Annotated in this window: 19 protein-coding genes; 12 read left to right on the top strand and 7 right to left on the bottom strand. The window is 64.9% G+C overall.

What is annotated here, in order from left to right; genetic code table 11:
- The first annotated feature begins 527 nt into the window (after nucleotides 1–527).
- Both HV675_RS02270 and HV675_RS02265 read left to right on the top strand, forming a co-directional pair.
- The gene (locus HV675_RS02270) at nucleotides 528–2,741 is read left to right on the top strand and encodes a TonB-dependent receptor (protein ID WP_175109126.1); all 2,214 of its coding nucleotides are present in this window, start codon (nucleotides 528–530) and stop codon (nucleotides 2,739–2,741) included.
- A 316-nt stretch (nucleotides 2,742–3,057) separates the two neighbouring features.
- On the top strand, nucleotides 3,058–4,434 hold the full coding sequence (locus tag HV675_RS02265) for an aldehyde dehydrogenase family protein (protein WP_175109125.1): 1,377 nt from the start codon (nucleotides 3,058–3,060) through the stop codon (nucleotides 4,432–4,434).
- A gap of 82 nt (nucleotides 4,435–4,516) precedes the next feature.
- Here the strand turns inward: HV675_RS02265 and HV675_RS02260 are convergent, their stop codons facing one another.
- The 5 genes from HV675_RS02260 to HV675_RS02240 all read right to left on the bottom strand — a co-directional run bounded on the left by HV675_RS02260 (nucleotide 4,517) and on the right by HV675_RS02240 (nucleotide 10,918).
- A complete protein-coding gene (locus HV675_RS02260) occupies nucleotides 4,517–5,554 on the bottom strand; it encodes an XdhC family protein (RefSeq protein ID WP_175109124.1) in 1,038 nt (345 codons plus the stop codon).
- An 84-nt stretch (nucleotides 5,555–5,638) separates the two neighbouring features.
- Entirely contained in the window at nucleotides 5,639–6,682 is a 1,044-nt protein-coding gene (locus HV675_RS02255) for a porin (protein ID WP_175109123.1), read from the bottom strand.
- Nucleotides 6,683–6,933: 251 nt separating this feature from the next.
- Nucleotides 6,934–8,346 (bottom strand): uracil-xanthine permease family protein, encoded by a 1,413-nt coding sequence (locus HV675_RS02250; RefSeq protein ID WP_246270058.1) that lies wholly within the window; start codon nucleotides 8,344–8,346, stop codon nucleotides 6,934–6,936.
- A 131-nt stretch (nucleotides 8,347–8,477) separates the two neighbouring features.
- Complete coding sequence (locus tag HV675_RS02245) at nucleotides 8,478–9,776, bottom strand: MFS transporter (protein ID WP_175109122.1); 1,299 nt, start codon at nucleotides 9,774–9,776, stop codon at nucleotides 8,478–8,480.
- Nucleotides 9,777–10,204: 428 nt separating this feature from the next.
- A complete protein-coding gene (locus HV675_RS02240) occupies nucleotides 10,205–10,918 on the bottom strand; it encodes a GntR family transcriptional regulator (protein WP_246270057.1) in 714 nt (237 codons plus the stop codon).
- Between the two features lie 121 nt (nucleotides 10,919–11,039).
- Between HV675_RS02240 and HV675_RS02235 the strand changes: the two genes are divergently transcribed.
- The 10 genes from HV675_RS02235 to HV675_RS02190 all read left to right on the top strand — a co-directional run bounded on the left by HV675_RS02235 (nucleotide 11,040) and on the right by HV675_RS02190 (nucleotide 21,643).
- Nucleotides 11,040–11,438, top strand: coding sequence for a carboxymuconolactone decarboxylase family protein (locus HV675_RS02235; RefSeq protein WP_175109121.1), 399 nt, complete (start codon nucleotides 11,040–11,042; stop codon nucleotides 11,436–11,438).
- 126 nt (nucleotides 11,439–11,564) lie between these two features.
- Nucleotides 11,565–12,359 (top strand): alpha/beta fold hydrolase, encoded by a 795-nt coding sequence (locus HV675_RS02230; RefSeq protein WP_175109120.1) that lies wholly within the window; start codon nucleotides 11,565–11,567, stop codon nucleotides 12,357–12,359.
- 107 nt (nucleotides 12,360–12,466) lie between these two features.
- Complete coding sequence (locus HV675_RS02225) at nucleotides 12,467–13,132, top strand: SRPBCC family protein (RefSeq protein WP_175109119.1); 666 nt, start codon at nucleotides 12,467–12,469, stop codon at nucleotides 13,130–13,132.
- A gap of 30 nt (nucleotides 13,133–13,162) precedes the next feature.
- The gene (locus tag HV675_RS02220) at nucleotides 13,163–14,044 is read left to right on the top strand and encodes an FAD binding domain-containing protein (RefSeq protein WP_175109118.1); all 882 of its coding nucleotides are present in this window, start codon (nucleotides 13,163–13,165) and stop codon (nucleotides 14,042–14,044) included.
- 19 nt (nucleotides 14,045–14,063) lie between these two features.
- On the top strand, nucleotides 14,064–14,576 hold the full coding sequence (locus HV675_RS02215) for a (2Fe-2S)-binding protein (RefSeq protein WP_175109117.1): 513 nt from the start codon (nucleotides 14,064–14,066) through the stop codon (nucleotides 14,574–14,576).
- Nucleotides 14,577–14,580: 4 nt separating this feature from the next.
- On the top strand, nucleotides 14,581–16,947 hold the full coding sequence (locus HV675_RS02210) for a xanthine dehydrogenase family protein molybdopterin-binding subunit (protein ID WP_175109116.1): 2,367 nt from the start codon (nucleotides 14,581–14,583) through the stop codon (nucleotides 16,945–16,947).
- Nucleotides 16,948–16,995: 48 nt separating this feature from the next.
- The gene (locus tag HV675_RS02205; protein WP_175109115.1) at nucleotides 16,996–17,724 is read left to right on the top strand and encodes an enoyl-CoA hydratase/isomerase family protein; all 729 of its coding nucleotides are present in this window, start codon (nucleotides 16,996–16,998) and stop codon (nucleotides 17,722–17,724) included.
- Between the two features lie 130 nt (nucleotides 17,725–17,854).
- Complete coding sequence (locus HV675_RS02200; RefSeq protein WP_175109114.1) at nucleotides 17,855–19,516, top strand: UbiD family decarboxylase; 1,662 nt, start codon at nucleotides 17,855–17,857, stop codon at nucleotides 19,514–19,516.
- On the top strand, nucleotides 19,503–20,093 hold the full coding sequence (locus HV675_RS02195) for a UbiX family flavin prenyltransferase (RefSeq protein ID WP_217477999.1): 591 nt from the start codon (nucleotides 19,503–19,505) through the stop codon (nucleotides 20,091–20,093). The genes HV675_RS02200 and HV675_RS02195 overlap by 14 nt, the downstream gene beginning before the upstream one ends.
- A gap of 77 nt (nucleotides 20,094–20,170) precedes the next feature.
- A complete protein-coding gene (locus tag HV675_RS02190) occupies nucleotides 20,171–21,643 on the top strand; it encodes an NAD-dependent succinate-semialdehyde dehydrogenase (RefSeq protein WP_175109112.1) in 1,473 nt (490 codons plus the stop codon).
- A 75-nt stretch (nucleotides 21,644–21,718) separates the two neighbouring features.
- Here HV675_RS02190 and HV675_RS02185 read toward each other — a convergent pair whose 3' ends face one another.
- On the bottom strand, nucleotides 21,719–22,240 hold the full coding sequence (locus HV675_RS02185; protein ID WP_175109111.1) for a hypothetical protein: 522 nt from the start codon (nucleotides 22,238–22,240) through the stop codon (nucleotides 21,719–21,721).
- 226 nt (nucleotides 22,241–22,466) lie between these two features.
- Nucleotides 22,467–22,943: a nuclear transport factor 2 family protein gene (locus HV675_RS02180; protein ID WP_175109110.1), complete on the bottom strand. Its 477-nt coding sequence runs from the start codon at nucleotides 22,941–22,943 to the stop codon at nucleotides 22,467–22,469.
- Nucleotides 22,944–22,948: the final 5 nt, after the last annotated feature.

Here is a 22,948-nt window from a genome sequence, read left to right as displayed (position 1 = left end):
AATATTTTTGACGGGCGTGTCGAAGATTGCTTACGGATTGCAAGATTAGGATGCGCACACGTCTGTGACCAGCGAAACCCGTTCTCCTGGCGCGAATGAATATTCCGTCGTGGGTAGAAAGGAAGTGCGATTGCAGATTACTGGTTGCGGCTTGCCGATGCCTGCCGGTTGAGTTGCAGATCGATGTTCGGATAAAAGTCCGCGTTCGAATCCAGGCGCAAAAACGGCTCCCGAAAATCCTCACCTTTGCGGGCCGCGGTCGTTCTGTCGGCGCCGAATCCGCGATGCATCCCATCTGTCAAGCGCCGCTCGATGCGCCCGACCCAAATCGTTGCAAATCCACCACATCGCGACCGTCATCCATGCGACATATTTAAAATGCATTTGCGAATCATTCTCATTTGAATAGAATTCGAAAGCTTGGCCCTGCTGCCGTCATCCCGCGGGAATCGACCGGGTACGCCAAGGCACACGCGACGCAGCACCCCGCTGACGTCATAAAAGAACAGATTTCTTCAGGGTTTCGCATGACCAGCATTGCTACTTTCAGGCCGCGCTTGCGTCCGCTTCAGGTCGCCGTCCGTCGCGCATTTCTTCGTGCCTCGTTGCCGTTCGCACTCAGCCTCTGCGGAATTGCGCACGCGCAGTCCGACGCACCACCACCGCCCGCCGGGACAGACAAGACGCTGCCGACGGTCAAGGTCGAGGGCGCCGCCACCCCGTTGCCCGGTGACTTCGCACCGACCTATTCGGGTGGAGAAATCGCGCGCGGCGGACAGTTCGGCCTGCTAGGGAATCAGAAGCTGAGCGACGTGCCGTTCAGCATGACGAGTTACACGTCAAAGGCGATCGAGAATTCGCAGGCCCACTCGATCGGCGAGCTTCTCGCGCATGATCCGGACGTGCGCCCCGCGTACGGTTTCGGCAATTTTTCCGAAGTATTCGTGATCCGCGGCTTCCAGCTGAATGGCGACGACATCTCGCTGAACGGCCTGTACGGCGTCACGCCGCGCCAACTGGTGGCGCCGGAAGTGCTCGAACGCGTCGACGTGTTCAAAGGCGCCAATGCGTTCCTCGACGGCGCGTCGCCGACCGGCTCGGCGATCGGCGGGGGCATCAATCTCGAACTGAAGCGCGCAGACGACAAACCGCTCACGCGCGTAACGGCTGAGGCAAGCGGCTCGGGGCAGGTCGGAACCCACGTCGACGTGGGCCGGCGCTTCGGCAGCGACGGACAATTCGGCATCCGCGTGAACGGCGCGATACGCGGCGGCGAAACAAGCATCGACGATGAATTCCGCCACGACACGTCGACGGCCGTGTCGCTCGACTACCGGGGCGACAAGCTGCGTTTGTACGGCGATTTCCTGTATCAACGCCGGAATATCGACGAGGGCCGTTCAACGGTTCAGGTCACCGGCACCGATGTGCCCGACCCGCCGTCCGCGACGCACAACTTCGCACAGCCGTGGACGCAGAGCACGCTCGAAGACACGGTCGGCATCCTGCGCGCGGAATATGACTTCCTGCCTGGCTGGACCGCGTACGCGAGCGGCGGCACACATCACGCCCACGAAGACGGCACTTACTCGTCGCCGACCTTCGATTCGGTGACGGGCACGACCGCGACCGCCAGCGACATTCTGCGCACCACCGATGCGCAGTCGGCCACCGCCGGCGTGCGCGGACACTTTGCGACCGGTCCGGTCACGCATAGGGTGGCGGCAGGCTTTGCGATCACGAGCATCGAAGATCGCGAGGCATTCGCCTTTAGCAGCGCGTTCCCGACCAGCCTGTACGGCGGCGGCGCCGTGCCCATGCCGCCGTTGACGAGCTTCGTAGCGGGCAACTTCGCGGACCCGGGCCTCGCCGATCAGATCCTGATGCGCAGCGTCGCCGTTTCCGACACGCTCGGCATTCTGAATGACCGCGTGCTGTTCACGATTGGCGCCCGTCACCAGCAACTGCATCAGAACAACTTCACGGTCGGCACCGACAGCATTTCGTCGAGCTTCGACCAGTCGATCAACACGCCGATTTTCGGCCTCGTCGTGAAAGCGACCAACAGCATCTCGCTGTTCGCCAACCGTGCGGAGTCGCTCGCGCCCGGACAGACCGCGCCTATCGGCGCCGCGAACGTCGGCCAGACGCTGGCGCCGAACCGCACGAAGCAGTACGAAGTGGGCGCGAAATACGACTCGAATCACTTCGGCGGCACACTGTCGCTATTCCAGATCGAACAACCGACCGCATTCACCGACCCGACGACGAATCTGTTCGGCACAAACGGCACGCAGCGGCATCGCGGCATCGAACTGTCGGTCTACGGCGAAGTGGCGAAAGGCGTGCGTCTGCTGGCGGGCGCGACGCTGCTCAACGCGAAGCAACTCGATACCGCCGGCGGCGCGACCGACGGCGATCGTCCGATCGGTGTGCCGAGCTATCTGTTCAACGTGAGCGGCGAATACGATCTGCCGTGGGTGCCGGGCCTCACACTCGATGCCGCATGGATTCATACCGGCAACCAGTTCCTCGACGCTGCCAACAAGCTGTCGATTCCAGCGTGGGATCGTTTCGACCTCGGCGCGCGCTATACATTGAACATCTATAAGCACCCGACCACGTTCCGTGCGACCGTCGAAAATGTGACCAACAAAGCGTACTGGGCCTCCGCGACCGGCGCGTATCTGACACAGGGCAGGCCGCGCACGTTTCTGATGTCGGTGACGACGGACTTCTGACGGATACGGCCGGACAGAAGCGTTCTGCCACTGCCGGCATGACCGATTCGCGGCAGCGCGGCCTAGGGTCGCGCTGCCGCGTTCGCGTGTGCACTCACGATATCTCGCGTGCATAAGGGTCATGATGTCGAGACACGCACGAATCCGGACACGCAGTGGACAGAACGCCGAAAAAGCGCCGTCCCGGGTGCTCCCGAAAACTCTCACCTTTACCGCGCCGGCCTGTCTGCAGCGCACAAGCGAAGCGTTTAAGCTGGGAACCGCTAGTTGCTCTCGCCTTTCGCACGAAAGGCACCCGAACCCCAAGGAGGTCAACATGATTGAGGTTGTCCAGGCATTCGATCGCGAACCCATCGCACAGCTTCCCGGCGACGATGCAGCCGCACTCGAGCGCAAGCTGTCGGCGGCGTTCAAGCGGTTCAAAGACCGCAAAGGCTGGCTGAAGCCCCATCAGCGCATCGAGGTATTGCGCAAACTCGCGACGCTGATGGAAGCGAAGCGTGAGCACTTCGCCACGCAGATCGCGCGCGAAGGCGGCAAACCGTATACCGACGCGCTGATCGAAACCGATCGCGCCATCGACGGCGTACGCAATGCGGCCGAGCTATTGCGTACACGTGCCGGCTCGGAGATCCCGATGGGCATCACGCCGGCCAGCGACAACCGCCACGCATGGACGATCGCGGAACCGATCGGCGTCGTCGCAGCGATATCGGCTTTCAATCATCCGTTGAATCTCGTCGTGCACCAGGTCGCGCCGGCCATTGCCACCGGCTGTCCGGTCATCGTGAAGCCGGCGAGCGCCACGCCGCTGAGCTGCTTCGAGCTGGTCGAACTGGTGCAGCAGGCAGGCATGCCGGAAGGCTGGGTGCAAACCTTTCTGCCGGAAGAGCGCGGACTCTCCGAGGCGTTCGCAACCGACGCGCGCGTCGCTTTTCTCAGCTTCATCGGCTCAGCGCGTGTCGGCTGGCATCTGCGCTCGAAGCTCGCGCCGGGTGCGCGCTGCGCGCTCGAGCATGGCGGCGCCGCGCCTGCGATCGTCGATAAAAGCGCGGATCTGGACCGGATCATCGACCCGATTGTGAAGGGCGGTTATTACCATGCGGGCCAGGTCTGCGTGTCGCTCCAGCGAATCTACGTTCACACGGACCTGCACAACGAGTTCGTCGATCGCCTCGCCGCGCGCGTGGCGGCCTTGCGCGTGGGCGACCCGGTTCGGCCCGAAACCGAAGTCGGGCCGCTGATCACGCCGGCGGAGTCGGACCGCGTCGAGAAATGGATCGACGAAGCGGTATCGGCAGGCGCAAAGCAACGCGGCGGCGGACGACTCAGTGCGACCACCTTGAAGCCGACGGTGCTGGTCAATCCGCCGAAGGACGCCAAGGTGTCCACGCTCGAGGTATTCGGGCCGCTGACGTGTGTCTATCCGTTCACGTCGCTAAGCGAGGCGATCGCGGAAGCCAACTCGCTGCCGGTCGCGTTCCAGTCGAGCATCTTTACGCGGGATCTGGCTAGCGCGTTCGAAGCAGCTGAAGGGCTCGACGCATCGGCGGTGATGATCAACGACCATACCGCGTTCCGCACGGACTGGATGCCGTTTGCAGGGCGGCATGAATCCGGATACGGCATCGGCGGCATTCCTTACACCGCGCACGAAATGACGGCCGAGAAGATGATCGTGTTCAAGCTGTAAGACCGGTTTGCTGTGTCGGGGAGTCATCGATGAAGAGGTCAACGACTCCCCGATACGGCTGCTTTTGTGGCCCCGGTCCCGTTCAATGCCGCAAGGCCACCGCGCAACTCGTCTGCCGGTCCGCCGCGATATCGAGCGCGGCCTTTGCGCCTTCCACCCGAAATTCGCCCGGCAGCGCCACGCCGTTCTTGACCGCCGTCAGCTCGGCGAGAATCGACACCGCGATCTCCGGCGGCGTGCGGCTGCCGATGTAGACGCCGATCGGCCCATGCAGCCGCGCGAGTTCCATCTCGTTGAGATCGAAATACGTTTCGAGCCGCTCGCGACGCGCGGCATTGTTGCGACGCGAGCCGAGCGCACCGACGTAGAACGCCGGCGTCTTCAGCGCCTCCATCAGCGCCAGATCGTCGAGCTTCGGGTCGTGAGTCAGCGCGATCACCGCACAGCGTTCGTCGAGCTTCATCTCGAGCACGGTGTCGTCGGGCATCGTGCGCACGAGCGTCGTGCCCGGCACGTGCCATTCATCGGTATAACCTTCACGCGGATCGCAAACCGTCACCTGATAGTCGAGCCCGACCGCGATCGTGCAGAGATAGCGCGAGAGCTGGCCCGCGCCGATCACAAGCAAGCGGTAGCGCGGCCCGTGAACCGTCAGCAATCGACGCCCATCGAATTCGAGGCCGTCGGTTGCGTGCGCCGGCAACAGCCGCGCGGCACCGCTCGCCATATCGAGCGCGCGTGTGACGAGCTGCCCCGCCTCGACGCGACGGCACAACTCGTCGATGCCGCTCGCGCGCGTCAGCGGTTCGAGCACGAGCTCGATCGTGCCGCCGCACGGCAAGCCGAAGCGATGGGCTTCATCGGCGGAGATGCCGTACTTCAATGCTTCCGGACGCGTCCGCTCGATGCCGAGACGCCGCACGCGGTCGATCAGATCGTCCTCGATGCATCCTCCGGACACCGAACCGACTACCGAGCCGTCGTCGCAGATCGCGAGCATGGCCCCTTCGGGACGGGGCGACGAGCCCCACGTCTTGACGACGGTTACGAGCAGCACGCGATGACCGCGCCCAATCCAGCGAACACTCGCCTTTAGCACTTCGAGATTGACGCTGTCCATGAGAATGCTTCCAGTCAGGTGACGCCGGTATCCCGCATCGGGCGCCGCGTAGCGCGACGCTCAATGCAAGATACCGGCGGTCGATCAAAAGGTAGTGCGGATCCCGCCGCCGATCGTGGTGCCCGTCGACATCCGGCTCGCGCGATCGGACAGGAATGCCGCATAGAGGTCGGTGCGCTTCGACAACGGATAGTCGTACGACAGCGCCCACGTATTGCGGTAAACCGAGCTGTTGCCGGAACTTTTCGAATACGCGTCCGAGCCGAGAATCCGGCCGACGCCCACCGGAATCGAGAAGCCGAGCTGGCCGGTGTCGATGCCGACATCGCCGGTCGTGATCGAATCCCAGACGTGCTGGTACTGGCCATACAGCTTCACGAAGCCCATGTCGTACGACATGCCGATATTGACCACCGACTGCGTCGTCAGACCCGGCAGCACGGTACCGAGGTCGCCCGCGTTGAGGCTGAACTTGATTTGCTGGTAAACCACCGACGTTGCAAAACCGCCATTGTTGTACGAGACCTGGCCTGACCACTTGTTCTGGCCGAGATGGCCTGCCTCGTTGCCGAACGAGTACATGGCCCGGCCGACCAGACCGCGATACGCGGGCGATGCGTAGTACACCGAGTTCCACCACTCGCCCGCATTGCCGAATACGCCCTGCCCGTTCACGCCAATGTAGCTGTGCAGCACGATCGGTGAGAATACGAACGAGTTCCAGAACGGGTTGAACTGGATCGTCGAGAACCACAACAGCGGCGGAATCAGGCCGGCCGTCACCGTCCCGTAGTGTCCGCTCAGCCCGACGTACGCGTTGCGCGAGAACAGGCCGTCGTGCGGGAAGCCGGTGCGGCCCGAGGTGCCGTTCTGGATGTTGAAGTAGCTTTCGAGATCGAAGATGACACTCGTGCCGCCGCCGAGGTCCTCGACGCCGCGCATGCCGAAGTACGGTGCGGTCATGCCGCCGTTGCCGGCTATCACGCTCGACTGGCCGTTCAACGGCTTCTTGTAGCCGACGAACGCGTCGAGCAGCCCGTAGAGCTGGACGCTCGACTGCGCATGAGCGGCTTCACCGAACAGCGCCGCGCCCAGTACGAGAGCCTGCACCCCTCTTTTCGTTTTCATTTGAGTCTCCATGGTTGTTTTTGAATCCCCTGACTCTTCCGACGACGAACCGGCGCTCTCGCGCACATCGACGTCGTCGATTCGGCCAATGGGCCCATCCCTTTATCAATTAGTATTACTACACAACAAATCGATTCTTTCGCGCTTATTGCAGCATTTCTATCCGGTTCGCCGAAACGGCGATGCAGAAGGTTCCATGCATCCATCCGGGTGGGCAGGCTGCCCCGCCCGGACGGGTGGCGCGACCCTGCTCAGCGCTCGGCGCTCTGCGCGCGGACCGCAGCGGCCGACGATGTGTTCGGCGGACGCTGCGTCGAACAAAGAAGCGAATGCAGCACGACAAGCGTGAGACCGCCGGAGATGACCGGCTGCTGGAGCACGAGCTGCAACAGGAGCGGCATCGCGTGCATCACGTCGGGCGAGATAAACAGGCCGCCGAGGCCGACCAGGAACGCAAGCCCGGTTGCGATCAGCCGGCGGTCGTCCCATTCGACCTGCGCAAGAATATGGACGCCATGCATAAACACGATGCCGAACAGCAGCGTCGCGGCGGCTGAGATCACCGGAATCGGCACGACGACAAGCAGCATGTCGAACTTCACGCAGCCGCCCAGCACGATCAGGAAGATGCCGGCCGTCAGCGTCACGAAGCGCGAACCGACGCGGGTCGCGCGCAGGATGCCGATGTTGTCCGGATACGCGATCGTGCTGAAGCCGCCGCACACGGCCGCGGCGACCGAGCCGAGCGCGACGCCGAAGAGCCCTTCGGACATGCGGCCGGACGTCAGCGTTTCGCCGCCCCATTCGGCGACGGTCTGATAGAGCGCCATCGATCCCATGCCGGCCGGAATCAGCACGAGCAGGAACACCACGACGAAATCGGGGCGCACGCCGAAACCGAACGGGAAGACTTGCGGCACGACCACGAGCGGTGCGGCGGCCACGGCCGCGAATGAAATCGGCTGGAACAGCGTGTAGGCGATCGTGCCGAGCGCAAGGCCGAGCAGAATCGCGACGCGGCGCAAGCGGCGGCCGCCCCACAGCATCGCGAACACGATGCCGGCTACCGCGATCGCGCCGGAGAGCAGGTTCACGCCCGGAAAACCGGGACTGGTACGGCTGCCGATCCACGTCGGCAGCGCCACGCTCGCGATCTGCACCATGATCAGCATCACGATCATCCCGGAGATGATCGGCACGCGCAGATGCCGCGCAAACAGGCCGGCCACACTGCGCCCGCGGATCGGCACCGTCAGCAGGCACCAGATCAGCGAGGCGACGAAGAACGAACCGAACGCGGTACCCAGGCCACCCGATTGCAGATGACCGACCGTCAGCAACGCGCCGAAGCTGCCCGCGTAGGGACCCTGAGCGATCGGCAAGCGCAGCAGCAGCACGGATTGCAGAATCGTGATGATCCCGCACGCCATGAAAGTCATCCCGTACAGGTACGCGATCTGTGCATCGGGCAAATGAAAGGCGCGGCCGAGAATGCCGGGGAAGACGAACATGCCCGTCATCCCGAAGACGTTCTGCAGGCCCAGCACGGCCAGTTGCGAAAGCGGCAGCCGCTCGTTGACGCCAACGTCGAAGACGCGTTCGGGCACAGCTTCGACTGCGCCATTTCGGTTTGAAGCGCCGGACTTCGACATGTCTGTACTCAAAGTGTGTTCCATCGAATCAAAACAAAGCCTGCACGCCGACGCGCGCTTACGCCGCGTCTTTCAGGCTCCCTTCGGGCGCCATCATGCGAAACGAGCGCGTGGCATTCCCGCAGGAGAACGATCCGCGAGGCTCAATCGTCGAGCGGCACGCCCTTCGTCTCGGGACCGAGCCAGATCGACACCATCCCGACGATGAAAAGCAGCGACACCGCCGCCGACGCCGCCGGAAACGAACCAAATTTCGCGACCACCAGATTGCCGGCGATCGGGCCGATGCTCGTCAGTGCGCGCGCCATGTTCCAGCAGAAGCCTTGGCCCGTCGCCCGCACGCGGGTCGGGAAAAGCTCGGGCAGATAAGAGGCGAACGTGCCGAACGCGCCGATCACGAAGTAGCCGTACACCGGCATCAGCCACAACACCCCGCGGATATCGTGGACTGTCATGAACAGCACGAGCGACACGGCGAGCGAACCGACCGAAAAGATGAAGTACGACATTCGCCGGCCGAGCGCGTCGAGCATCCAGATCAGCGTCAGGTAGCCGAGCGTCGCGCCGATCATCATCAGAATGAACGCGTAGCTGACGGTCGAACCCACATCGCGATGATCGGCCGCCGCCACCGACAACTGATGAATCCAGCTCGGCAGAAATGTGAGACCGCCCCAGCAGCCGAGCATGGCCGCCGACGCGACGACCACGCCGACGATCGTCTTGCGGCGCAGCGCCGGCGCGAAAATCGCGGCGAAGGTCTGCATGGCCGGTGCGGCGTCGACGCTGTCGCGCACTTTCACCCAGCGCTGCGGCTCCGGCACGAAGCGGCGCACGAGAATCGTGACGAGGGCAGGCGCGGCGCCCACGCCGAGCACCCAGCGCCAGCCGAAACCGCCAAGCAGCAGGTTGTCGAGCGCCGCTGCGAGAAAGCCGAACGCGAACGCCATCTGCATGATCTGCATGGCGCGCGCGCGGTGCCGCTCCGGCCACGACTCGGCGACCAGCGCCGCGCCCGCGGCCCATTCGCCGCCGATGCCGAAGCCGGCCATCGCCTGCGCTACCGCGAGTTGGGTCCAGGTGTGCGCGAACGCGCTGAGCAACGTGAAGACGGCGTAGATGAAGATGGTCCAGGCCATGACGCGCGAACGGCCGAGCCGGTCGGCGGCCACGCCGAACAGCACGCCGCCGACGCCCCAGGTCAGCAGCTTGCCGGCGATGATAAAGCTGCCGATCTTGCTGATTTCGGTCGCGTCGGTGCTGTGCAGCAACTGGCCGACGCTCGGCACGAGGACAAGCGTGAACAGGTTCAGGTCCATCGAGTCGAACATCCAGCCGAGGAACGCTGAAATGAGCGTCAACCACTGGTAGCGCGACAGCCTGAATGCCGGCGGCGCCGCGGAGGCAGCCGCCAACGCGCTGATGTCCTGCGATTTGCCCATCGTTCCCTGTCTCCTGGTCTTCGGTCGGGGCGGTCGCGACCCGCTTCGAGGCGGTCAGCGTCGGACCACCGTTTTATCCGGTGCCGCAAGTATATGTCGTAATACAATTATATTGCAATACGTATTATTGAAAACACACCCACTATGTGACGTGCCAGATTTGGCCCGCCGCGACGGCGCAGTCAGGAAGAATGAACGAGGGAAACGCAGGACGATGTCTGCTGTTCGCAGGGTCGTGTCGCGACTGCCGGACGGCGGGCAGCCGGAAATAGGAACGCGCCGGAACGGCAGCGAGAAAGGAAAAGGGCGTCATCGCCCGGTACAAAACGACGGCGCCAGATAGACCGGCACGCCGCCGCGCGACTTCACCGCCAGCCGCCCCGTGCAACCTCAGTCGCCGTGCGGGCGGACGGCGGAACAGCGCGCTCTCAATGAATGTCCACCAGCACGTCGACCGCAAGCCGCTCGGCCTGCTCGACGTGCCGTTTGCAGGCCGCGGCGGCCTGATCGGCGTCGTTGCGCATCACCGCATCGACGATCGCCGAGATTTCGTCGTAGCTCTGCGCGAGACGGCCTTCCTGCGACAGCGTGGTGGCACGCAGCATCATCACGCGCGTGTGCACGAGGCGCAGCATCTCGGTCAGCACCGGGTTGCCGGCGCCGTCGAGCATCACCTCATAGAACTTGGCCTTCTGCTTCAGAAACAGGAGGATCGCTTCCTCGGCGTTCATGTCCTTGATCGCCGCGAGTTCCTTCAGCGCCTGCATCAGCGCGACGCGCTGGTCGTTCGTCGCGCGCTCGGTGAACTGCCGGCCGGCCAGTGCCTCGAGCACTGCGCGCACCTCGTACAGCCCCTTCGCCTCTTCCTTCGTGATCACGGCGACGATCGGACCCTTGTGCGGAATGATCTGCACGAGACCTTCCGCTACCAGCTGGCTCAGTGCCTCGCGAATCAGCGTGCGGCTCACACCCAGCATCTCGCAGAGCTCGCGCTCGACGAGCCGGTCGCCCGGCTTGAACGTCAGGTCGCTGATGCACGAACGCAGCCCTTCGACCACCTGGCGCCTCAGCGTTGCCGCCGGCCGCACTACTAACCTGTTGGTATCCATTCCTTCCTTGGTCGTTGTTTTGATCAGTGGCATTCGAACGCTCCCCTTTTGATCCGTCATACAATCATATTGACAGCACATGCCCGAGTGCTCATACTGTTTCCCATTATACAATCGTACAACCGTTCCATCCATTGCACCCAAGAGGTTTTTCATGCCAGACATTACGTCAACTGAACGCAGGGCGATCGGGGCAACGATTCGCAAGGAAGTGCTTGGCACCTCGCACACGCAGCGCAATGCTGACCCGCATCTGTTCGACGCCGTGTTCCTCGAATTCACCGAAGACTTCTGCTGGGGCAACATATGGAGCCGTCCGGGCCTCACGCGCTCGACGCGCAGCATGCTGAACCTCGCGATGCTCGCCTCGCTCGGCCGCTGGCACGAGTTTGAAGTGCACACGCGCGGCGCGGTGAACAACGGCGTGACCGAAGAGGAAATCGCCGAGGTGCTGCTGCAGGCCGGCGTCTACGCGGGCATTCCCGTTGCGGCGGAAGCGCTGCGTCGCGCCAAGGCCGTCGTGCTCGAACTGAAGGCCAAGGCAAACGCCTGACGCCCCACGCGGGGTTCACCCTCCCGCCAGCGACGTGCGGGCCACAGGTCCCGCGGGCCGCCCGCCATTCGGCGCGCGATGAATTGTAGATCGCGCGCGCCACATCTCGCGCACTACGTATACGCCATGTCTCATTCAACTTTCTGCGAAATCCCAGCCGGCCGCATCGCCTATTCCCGTCGCGGAACAGGCCGGCCGCTGGTTCTGCTTCATCCGATCGGCGTCGACCGAAGCTGGTGGGACGAATATGCCGAAGACTGGGCCTCGTCTTACACGGTCGTCGCGCTCGATATGCGCGGCCACGGCGACTCGAGCGCCGTCACGTCCCCTGTCACGCTTGCCGACCACGCGACCGACGTCGCCGCGGTACTGCGCAAGGAAGGCCTCGCCGACGCCACGCTGATCGGCGTGTCGATGGGCGGCATGGTCGCCCAACGCGTCGCAATCCAGTTTCCCGAACTCGTCGGCGCGATGATCCTGTGCGCGACGGCCGGCGGTTTCCCTGACGAAGTGCGCCCGCGCATTCTCGCGCGCGGCGACATGAGCCGGCAAGGCTCGATGTCCGAAGTCACCGACGAAACGATCACGCGCTGGTTCGCGGCCGACACGCCGCGTCCCGATCTCGTCGCGAAATGCCGCGCGCGCCTCGCCGCCGACGACTGGTACAGCTGGAGCGCAAACTGGCAGGCGATTTCGCAGCTCGACAACCTCGCCGAGCTGCCGGCCGTGCTGAAACCGGCGCTGGTCGTGGCCGGCGACGCCGACGCGAGCATTCCGCCGGCGGTGTCGCAAAAAATCGCCGACGCGCTGCCGAACGGCCGCTTCGTGTCCATTCCAGGCGCGGCGCACTTCGGCGCATTCGACATGCGCGACGTATTTGCGCCGATATTCGACGAATTCCTGTCGAGCCTGGCGCAGTGAAGACCCGGGCCGGCAGGCGTGTTCGGCAAGCCGGACGCGCCCCCGGCTCTGACACAACTGAATAAGTGGAGCGCGGCCCCATCGGCCGATCGCCCCGAGGAGGCCGAATGGCAATCACCATCCGTTCGTCTTTCACCGTCGATGCGCAACCCGCCGACGTCTGGAAGACCATGATCGATATCGAACGGTCCGCACCGTGTTTTCCGGGCGCGGAACTCAAGGAACAGCAGCCCGACGGCAGCTACAAGGGCGGCTTCACCGTCAAGCTCGGCCCGCTCACGCTGAAGTTCGCCGGCAAATTCAAGATCGCTGAACAGAACGACGCGAACCGCACGGTCGTCGTGTCGGCAAGCGGCACCGACACGAAGGGCCGCGGCGGCGCCGATGCGCAGATCAACGCCACCGTCACCGAAGACGGCGGCAAGACCAAGGTCGACGTCGTCTCCGACGTGAATCTGTCGGGCACGGTCGCGCAGTACGGACGCGGCGCCGGCATGATCGAGGCGCTCTCGCAGCAGTTGCTGAACCAGTTCGCGAAGAACCTGACCGCGCTCATCGAATCGGATGCAGCGCCCGCGCCGGACGCCGCCACGCCGGCTACGTCAGCCACGGACGCCGACCCATCCGCGCCCCAGGCGGCCCCAGCGCGTCGCCCGCCGCCCGCACCGGCGCCGGTCGTGCCGCTCGACGCCGGCGCGCTGATGCGCAAGGCGATGTGGCAGTCGGTCCGCAATTTCTTCGCGCGGCTCTTCGGGCGCAAGCAGCCGCACTGACGAGGCCGCCACGGCACTATCGGAGCACGCATGAAACCCAGTGAATTCCAGTATCACGCGCCGACCACCGTCGACGAGGCCGTCCAGCTGCTCGGCACGCTCGAGGACGCGCGGCTGCTCGCCGGCGGCCAGTCGCTGATGCCGATGATGAACTTCCGTTATCTGATGACGAGCCACATCATCGACCTGAACGGCGTCGAGGCGCTGACGGGCATCGAGGAGCGCAATGGCCGCGTGCACATCGGCGCGATGGCGCGGCAGCGCGACATCGAACTCTCGCCGCTCGTTACGCGGCGCGCGCCGCTGGTTCGCGAGGCGTATCAGCTGGTGAGCCACAAGCAGATCCGCAATCGCGGCACGCTCGGCGGCAGTCTGTGCCAGCTCGATCCGTCCTCGGAACAGCCGTGCTTCACCGCCGCACTCGACGGCGTGCTGACGATCGCGCGCTACGACGACGGCGCGGTCGCGACCCGCGAGCTGCCGATGTCCGACTGGGCGCTGATGTACATGACGCCGGCGCTCGAGGAAGGCGACCTGCTGGTCGACATCTCGCTCGACATCTGGCCTGAAGGCCATGGCTACGCGTTCGAAGAATTCGCACGGCGTCACGGCGATTACGCGATCGTCGGCGTCGCGGCGCTCTGCACCGCCGATGCGCAGGGCCGGCTCGACCGCGTGTCGCTGACGATCTGCGGTGTCGCGCCCGGTCCGGTGCGGATGCACGAGGTCGAGGCGGCGCTGCGCGGCCAGCCGATGGACGAAGGCGCGCTGCGCGTCGCAAGCGACGCCGCGCGGGCCCTCGACGTGATGACCGACGCGCACGTCAGCACCGACTATCGCCAGCATCTGGCCGGCGTACTGACCGAACGGGCGCTGAAGACGGCGTTCTCGCGCGTCGCAAGACAATCGTAGAGTGACAAAGGAGATAGACATGGAGACTCGCACCGTCAGAGTCGTCGTGAACGGCACGACTTACGAGCACGAGGTCGAACCGCGCCGCATGCTCGGCGACTTCCTGCGTCACGACCTCAATCTCACCGGCACGCACTACGGCTGCGAGCACGGTGTCTGCGGCGCCTGCACCGTGCTGGTCGACGGCCGCACCACGCGCGCCTGCCTGACGCTCGCCGTCCAGATGGACGGCCACACGCTGACGACCGTCGAGGGACTCGCCGACGCCGACGGCACGCTCAACGAATTGCAAAAAGCCTTCAGCGAATGTCACGCGCTGCAGTGCGGCTTCTGCACGCCCGGCATGCTGATGACGCTCACCGAGCTGCTCAACGAAACCGATACGCCGACCGAGGCCGAGGTTCGCGAAGCGATCACGGGCAACCTGTGCCGCTGTACCGGCTATCAGCCGATCGTCGCCGCGGCCCTGCTCGCGGCGCAGCGCATCCGCGAACAGCGCGCCGCCGTGCCGGCCGCCCACGCTACGGAGTGACACGATGGACTTTACCGACCTGAAGGGTGCAACCGGCGACCTGCGCTACGTCGGCAAGCGCATCGCGCGCACCGAAGACAAGAAGCTGCTGCAAGGTCAGGGCATGTACGTGGACGACCTGCACCTGCCGAACATGCTGCACGGCGCGGTGCTGCGCAGCCCGCACGCGCACGCGAAAATCGTCTCGATCGACTGCACGGCCGCCCGTGAGCTCAAGGGCGTGCACGCTGTGTATACGCACGCGGACCTGACTGGCCGCGCGCGCGGCCGCGTGCCGTCCATGCTGCCGAATCCGGCGATCCGCTTCGAGCAGACCCAGGAATTGCTCGCCTCGACCGAAGTCACGTTCGCGGGCGAGGCGGTGGCGTTCGTCGTCGCGGACAATCGCTACATCGCGGAAGACGCCTGCGCGCTCGTCGAGATCGAGTACGAGCCGCTGGACGCCGTCGCCGATTGCCGCGTCGGGCTGCGCCCCGACACGCCGCTCTTCCACAGCGACGCGAAGGATAACGTCGTCGCGCACATCGACATGGGTTTCGGCGATATCGACGCGGCCTTCAACAATGCGCCGCATGTGGTCGAGGAAACCTACTGGCAGAACCGCGGCTCCGCGCATCCGATGGAAACGCGCGGCTACGTCGCCGAATATCACGCGACCAACGGCGAGCTGACTATCTGGTCGTCGGGTCAGGCGCCGCACCACGAGAAAAAGAACCTCGTCGAGCTGCTCGAATGGGATCCGGAGCGGCTGCGCGTGCTGATGAACGACGTCGGCGGCGGCTTCGGTCCGAAGCTGCCGTTCTACCCGGAAGAGGCGCTCGTCTCGATCGCCGCGGTTGCGCTGCAACGTCCGGTCAAGTGGATCGAAGACCGCCGCGAGCACTTCCTCTCGGTCACGCAGGAGCGCGACCAGTGGTGGACCGTGCGCATGGCGCTCGACAACGACGGCAAGATCCGCGGCGTGAAGCTCGAGATGGTGCATGACAACGGCGCGTTCCTGCCGTGGGGCATCATCACGCCGTACATCTCGATCACGACGACGCCCGGCCCGTACGTCATTCCGGCGATGACCGCGAAACTCGACGTGGTCTACACGAACAAGTGCGCAACCTCGCCGGTGCGCGGCGCAGGACGGCCGCAGGCGGTGTTCGCGATGGAGCGGATTCTCGACAAGGCCGCGCGCACGCTCGGCATGGATCGCGCCGAACTGCGCTGGCGCAATCTGATCCAGCCGGAGCAGATGCCGTACGACGCGGGGTTTATCTATCGCGACGGCAGCCCGCTGCGCTACGACAGCGGCGACTATCCGGCGTGCCAGAAAGCCGCGCTCGAACGCGCGAACTACGCGAGCTTCGCTGAGCGCAAGGCCGAAGCGCGCCGCGCCGGACGCTTCGTCGGCATCGGCATGGCGAGCTTCGTCGAAGGCACCGGGATGGGCCCGTTCGAGGGCGCGACGGTGCGCGTGCAGGGCAGCGGCCGCGTGGTCGTGATTACCGGCGCGTCGCCGCAGGGTCAGGGCCACAAGACAACCTTCGCGCAGATCTGCGCGGAGCAGCTGAATTTGCCGCTCGAAACGGTCGACGTGATCACCGGCGACACCGGCGGCATCTCGATGGGCGTCGGCACGTTCGCGAGCCGCGCGACGGTGAATGCCGGCAACTCGGTCTACATTGCCGCGCAAGCCGTGCGCGAGAAGATGTTCACGCTCGCCGCGCATCTGTGGAAATGCGAAACCGACGACCTGATGCTCGCCGACGGTCACGTCGCGCGCCGCTCGGGCATCGAGCAGCGCATCAGCTACGGCCAGCTCGCGAAGATCTCGCAGGGCATGCCCGGCTTCACGATGCCGAAGGGCCTCACCGCCGGCCTCGAGGAAACGAAGTACTTCTCACCCGCGCAATCGACGTATTGCAACGGCACGGCGGTTGTCGAACTCGAAGTCGATCGCGAAACCGGCCACATCACCATCCTGAACTACGTGATGGCGCACGATTCGGGCAACCTGATCAACCCGATGATCGTCGACGGTCAGGTGATCGGCTCGGTCGCGCACGGCATCGGCAACGCGACGCTCGAATGGATGCAGTACGACGAGAACGCGCAGCCCACCACGACGAATTTCGGCGAGTACCTGCTGCCGATGGCGACCGACGTGCCGAACATCGACGTCGTCCACCTCGAGACGCCCTCGCCGCTCAATCCGCTCGGGGTCAAGGGCGCGGGCGAAGGCGGCACGATTCCGGCCGCTGCGGCGATCATCGCGGCGATCGAGGACGCGCTCTCCGAATACGGCGTCGAGTTCACGGAATCGCCGCTCGTGCCGCAACGCGTGTTCCAGAAGCTCAACGAGGCCGGCGCTTACGCGCGCTGACTGGCGACCACTCATCGACCATTTTCCTTGACTTGACCTGACCTGACCATGACGACCGAATTCACTTCAGCGCTGCACGATTCCGAGTACCGCATCACGCTCGCCCAGCCGGACCTCGGCAACATGTTGACGCTCGACGCGATGCGCGCGATCGCTGCCGAGATCCGCACTGCGGGCCGCGACAGCGCCGTGAAGATCATCCGCATCCGCGCGTCGGGTCCCGCGTTCTGCCGCGGCCGCGCAGTCAGCGCGCCGCCGGCGACGCCGCCCTCCGCCGCGCAATTCCGCCGCAACGTGGCCGATCCGATTCTCGACGTCTACCGCGCGATGCACGAAAGCGAAGTGCCGCTGCTCGCCGAAGTGCAAGGCGACGCTGAAGGCTTCGGTTGTGCATTCGTCGCCGCCTGCGACATGGCTGTCGCCGCCGACACCGCGCGTTTCAGCCTGCCCGAGCTGCAGAAGAACCTGCCGCCGACGCTGGTGCTGTCGGTGCTGCGCTACAAGGTGCCGCCGAAGGCGTCCGCGCACATGGTCTATCTGACCGAGACGATCGACGCGGCAACCGCGCGCGAATGGGGCTTCATCGCCGAAGTGGTGCCGGGCGCGAGCCTGCAGCAGCGCGCCGACGCGATGGTCGCCTCGATCTGCACGCGCGAGCGGATCGCGCTCGCCGCGCTGAAGACGTACTTCCGCGAGATCACGATTCCCGACTTCTCGCTGGCGAGCGAAGTGGCGGGCGCCGCACTCGCGAACGCAATGACGTCGATGCGCCGCTGAAACACCGGCACTGCGTCGCAGCAGACGCACGGACCGCGGGATGGATCGAAGCAGCCTCATCCCGCATCGGGCAACACGCTTCAAGCAATACGGGCGCCGCGCGACGCGGCGTCTCACGGGACCTCTAGCCATGGCTGAAAAAGACACCACTCGCACACCGACCGGCACGTCCGGTTACGCGGACCTGCACGAACACATCGCCCGCCTCGATGCGGCAGGCCTTCTGTACCGGATCGACGAACCGGTCAACAAGGACACCGAGATGCATCCGCTGGTGCGCTGGCAGTTCCGCGGCGGCATTCCGGAAGCCGAGCGCAAGGCGTTCCTGTTCACGAACATCGTCGACAGCAAGGGCCGCAAGTACGACATTCCGGTGATCGTCGGCGGCATCGCGGCGAATCCGGAAATCTACCGGATCGGTATGAACGTGCCGACGCTCGACGATATCGGCGACGCGTGGAACCGCGCGATCGACAATCCGGTGCCGCCGGTGGTGGTCGAAAGCGGGCCCGTGCACGACATCGTGATCGAGGGCAAGGATCTCGAAGGCCCCGGCAACGGCCTTGAATCGCTGCCGCTGCCGATTTCGACGCCTGGCTTCGACGCCGCGCCGTACATGACGATGACCGGCGTGATCTCGCGCGATCCGGAAACCGGCGTGCAGAACATGGGCACCTATCGCGGCCATCTGAAGTCGCCGACGCGCCTCGGCATGATGATGCTCGTGAACCTGCGCGCGGGCGGCCTCGACCATTGGCGCAAGCACTCGGCCAAGGGCGAGAAGATGCCGGTGGCGATCGTGCTCGGCGCGCCGCCCGTGGTCGCGTTTCAGGGTCCGCAGAAGCTGCGCCCGAACGTCGACGAGCTTGGCGTCGCCGGCGGCCTCGCCGGTGCGCCGATTCGCGTCGTCAAGGGCCGCACGGTCGATCTGCTGGTGCCGGCCGAGGCGGAAGTCGTCGTCGAGGGTTATGTCGATCCGACGTATCTCGAACCGGAAGGCCCGTTCGGCGAAAGCCATGGTTACGTGGCGCTCGAAGACTTCAACCTCGCAATCGAAATAACCGCGATCACGCGGCGCAAGGATGCGGTGCTGACGTCGATCATCTCGCAGGTGACGCCGTCCGAATCGAGCGTGATCAAGCGGCTCGCCTACGAGCCGATGTTCCTGCGCCATCTGCGCGACCACCTCGGCATTCGCGGCATCAAGAAGGTATCGCTGCACGAGCCGCTGACGAACCTGCGCCGCTTCGTATTCCTGCAGTTCGAGCGCGGCGCGAAGAAGACCGAAGTCTGGCGTGCGCTGTACGGCACGATGTCGCTGCAGGCCGCGATCGGCAAGTTCGTGGTCGCCATCGACGACGACATCGATCCGAACAATGCGGATGCCGTGTTCTGGGCGATGGGCTACCGCTGCAATCCGGTCGAGGACGTGAAGCTGATTCCGTATCGCGAGCACGGCCACGGCCCGCGCTCGGATCACGATACGGGCCTTGATTCGGCGATGCTGGTCGACGCGACGATGAAAACGCCGATGCCGCCGCTCGCGCTGCCGAAGAAGGAGTACATGGAAAACGCGAAGGTGCTGTGGGAGCGGCTTGGGCTGCCTGCGCTGAAGCCGGAGTCGCCGTGGTACGGCTACTCGCTCGGCGACTGGACCGACGAATGGGATCGCAACGCCGAGCAGGCGACGCGCGGCGAGTGGATGCAGCGCGACGCGTCCTACAAGGCGCGCCGCCGTGCCGGCGTCGAGCCGAATTCGCCGGTACGCGGCTACGAGAATGGCCATGAGTAACGGCACGCCGGACCGGATCATCGTCGGCATCACCGGCGCGTCCGGTGTGATCTACGGGATTCGCGCGCTCGAACTGCTCGCCGAGGCGGGCGTCGAGACGCATCTCGTGATCAGCAAGGCCGCAGAACTGACGATGACCTACGAAACCGACGTCCGCGCGGCCGATCTGCGTGCCCGCGCGTCGCGCTGGTACTCGCCCGGCGACATCGGTGCAGCGATTTCGTCGGGTTCGTTCAAGACGAAGGGCATGCTGATCGTGCCGTGCTCGGTGCGCTCGATGAGCGAGATCGCCACCGGCATCACGAGCACGCTGATCAGCCGCGCGGCCGACGTGGTGCTGAAGGAGCGCCGCCGGCTCGTGCTCGGCGTGCGCGAAACGCCGCTGCACGGCGGCCATCTGCGCACGCTCGTGCAACTGTCCGACATGGGCGCGGTCATCGCGCCGATCGTTCCGGCGTTCTACCAGAAGCCGCAAACGATCGACGACATCGTCAATCACACGATCGGCCGCATGCTCGATCTGTTCGATATCGACACCGGCAAGGTCAAGCGCTGGAAAGACCAGGAACAGCAGTAACGCACGCGCCACCTCGCTTTCACAACATAACCGACCGCCGCGCCGCATGCGCCGGCGGCACGCCCTTCGCGACGACCATGACTGAATCCCATCCGCTTTCCCGGCTCGCCGACCCCAGCCTGTTGCGCACGCTCGCCTATGTCGACGGCGCATGGTGCGGCGCCGACGACGCACGCACGTTCGACGTCGTCGATCCGGCCACCGGCGAGACAATCGCCGCCGTGCCGCTGATGACGGGCACCGAAACGCGCCGCGCGATCATCGCCGCCGAACGTGCGCAGCACAGCTGGCGCGCCCTGACCGCTGCGCAGCGCGCCGCAATCCTGAAGCGCTGGCACGCGCTGATGGTCGCGAGCACGGACGACCTCGCGACGATCATGTCGGCCGAGCAAGGCAAGCCGCTCGCGGAAGCAAAAGGTGAGATCGGTTACGCGGCGTCGTTTATCGAATGGTTCGCCGAACAGGCGAAGCGCGTCGATGGCGACGTGCTCGCTTCGCCCGCCGGCGACAAGCGGATGCTCGTCACGAAGGAGCCGATCGGCGTGTGCGCCGCGATCACGCCGTGGAACTTCCCGGCCGCGATGATCACGCGCAAGGCCGCGCCCGCGCTCGCCGCCGGTTGCGCGATGGTTCTGAAGCCCGCTGAAGCCACACCGCTGTCGGCGCTCGCGCTGGCCGAACTCGCGCACCGCGCGGGCGTGCCGGCCGGCGTATTCAGCGTCGTGGTCGGCGACCCGCGCGCGATCGGCGCTGAAATGACCGCCAATCCGATCGTGCGCAAGCTCACGTTCACCGGTTCGACGCCGGTGGGCCGGCTGCTCATGAGTCAATGCGCACCGACGGTCAAGAAGGTCTCGCTCGAGCTCGGCGGCAACGCGCCGTTCATCGTGTTCGACGACGCCGATCTCGATGCGGCCGTCGAAGGCGCGCTCGCGTCGAAGTACCGGAACGCCGGGCAAACCTGCGTCTGCACGAACCGCTTCTACGTGCAGGACGGCGTGTACGACGCGTTCGCGGAGAAATTCGCGGCGGCGGTCAGCCGCATCAAGGTCGGCAACGGCTTCGAGGACGGCGTCGCGCAGGGGCCGCTCATCAACGAAGCCGCGGTCGAGAAGGTCGAAGCGCATATCGCCGACGCGGTGACGCAGGGCGCGCGCGTGCTCACCGGCGGCAAGCGCCACGCAGCCGGCAAGCTGTTCTTCGAGCCGACCGTGGTTGGCGGCGTGACCGCGTCGATGCGCTTCGCGACCGAGGAAACCTTCGGCCCGGTCGCACCGCTGTTCCGCTTTCGCGACGAGCGCGAGGCGATCGAGGCGGCGAATGCAACCGAATTCGGTCTGGCCTCGTACTTCTACAGCCGGGACATCGGGCGCGTCTGGCGCGTGTCCGAGGCGCTCGAATACGGGATGGTCGGCATCAACACCGGCCTGATCTCGAACGAAGTCGCGCCATTCGGCGGCATCAAGCAATCCGGACTCGGCCGTGAAGGCTCGAAGTACGGCATCGAGGACTACCTCGAAACCAAGTACCTCTGTATGGGCGGCATCTGAATTGAATGTCGAACATGGCTGCGCGGCGGGATCGCCATCGGGTCGCGCAGCCATTCGGTCCGGCGGCAAGAACAACTAGAACTTCACCCGCAACTGAAACCCGACCGTAAAAGGCAAGTTATCCGAAGGAATCGGCGGTACGACGATAAAGTTGATGCCGACGCGCTTGTACTCGGTCATCACGATCGGGGCCGCGACCGGGCCGACCGAATGATTCCGCCCGAGACCCCAGTTGCCGTAGTTGTACCCGGAAATAATGCCGCCGATTACCGCGAGCCGCACAAAGCCCCAATGCGCGAACTCCGGGGCCCACACGCCGCCGCCATAGTACGAAGGCCGGCGCAGCGAGTTGCGGAAGCCGCCCGCGGTCAGCGCCCACTGGTTGTTCAACCAGCACTCGACGCCCAGACCCGGATTGAATTCCTCGAAGTGGGTGCCGGGGTCCGGATTGATGTGGTACGACGCAAACATTGCGTCGACCCATACGCCGCCTGAGCACCAGTCAGCGTGCGCGGACGTCGCCGCGAGTCCGACTGCCAGCGCCGCGATGGCGCGTTGGATATTTTTCTTGATGTTGCTGGTCTGCCGAAAACGCATGTCCTCTCCGCCGGCGATCGGATGCCGGTGTCAAAACTGCGGTCTTTTATCGATTTGCTTCCCCGTCGCGCACTCTACCCGACAATCCGCGAAATCCGTGGAGTATCGCTTCGGCGCGACAGGATGGGGAAACGGCTTGACCGCAGCAGGCAGGACAATAGCCGAAGGCTGATGACAGACCGGTGAACGTCCGGCAGGAACGCTCACCGTATGCTCAACGTAATAGTCAGAGACCGAGATCGGACAGCCCCGGATGATCGTCCGGGCGGCGGCCGAGCGGCCAGCGGAACAGGCGGTCTGCTTCGCGGATGGGCATTTCATTGATGCTGGCGTGACGATGGGCCATCAGGCCGTTCTCGTCGAACTCCCAGTTCTCGTTGCCGTATGCGCGGAACCACGTGTTCGAATCGTCGTGGAACTCGTACGCGAAACGCACCGCAATGCGGTTGTCCGTGAATGCCCACAGTTCCTTGATCAGCCGGTAGTCGAGCTCACGCTTCCATTTACGGCGCAGCAACTCGATGATCGCCGCGCGGCCGGTCACGAATTCCACGCGGTTGCGCCAGACGCTTTGCGGCGTATAAGCGAGCGACACGCGTTCAGGGTCGCGCGTGTTCCATCCGTCTTCCGCGCCGCGTACTTTCTGGATCGCGGTTTCGCGCGTGAAGGGCGGAACGGGCGGGCGGGTTTCAATCTCTGCCATGATGA

It is taken from the genome of Paraburkholderia solisilvae, assembly GCF_902859875.1.
GTDB classification, from domain to species: domain Bacteria; phylum Pseudomonadota; class Gammaproteobacteria; order Burkholderiales; family Burkholderiaceae; genus Paraburkholderia; species Paraburkholderia solisilvae.
This window is presented reverse-complemented; position numbering and strand designations above follow the sequence as displayed.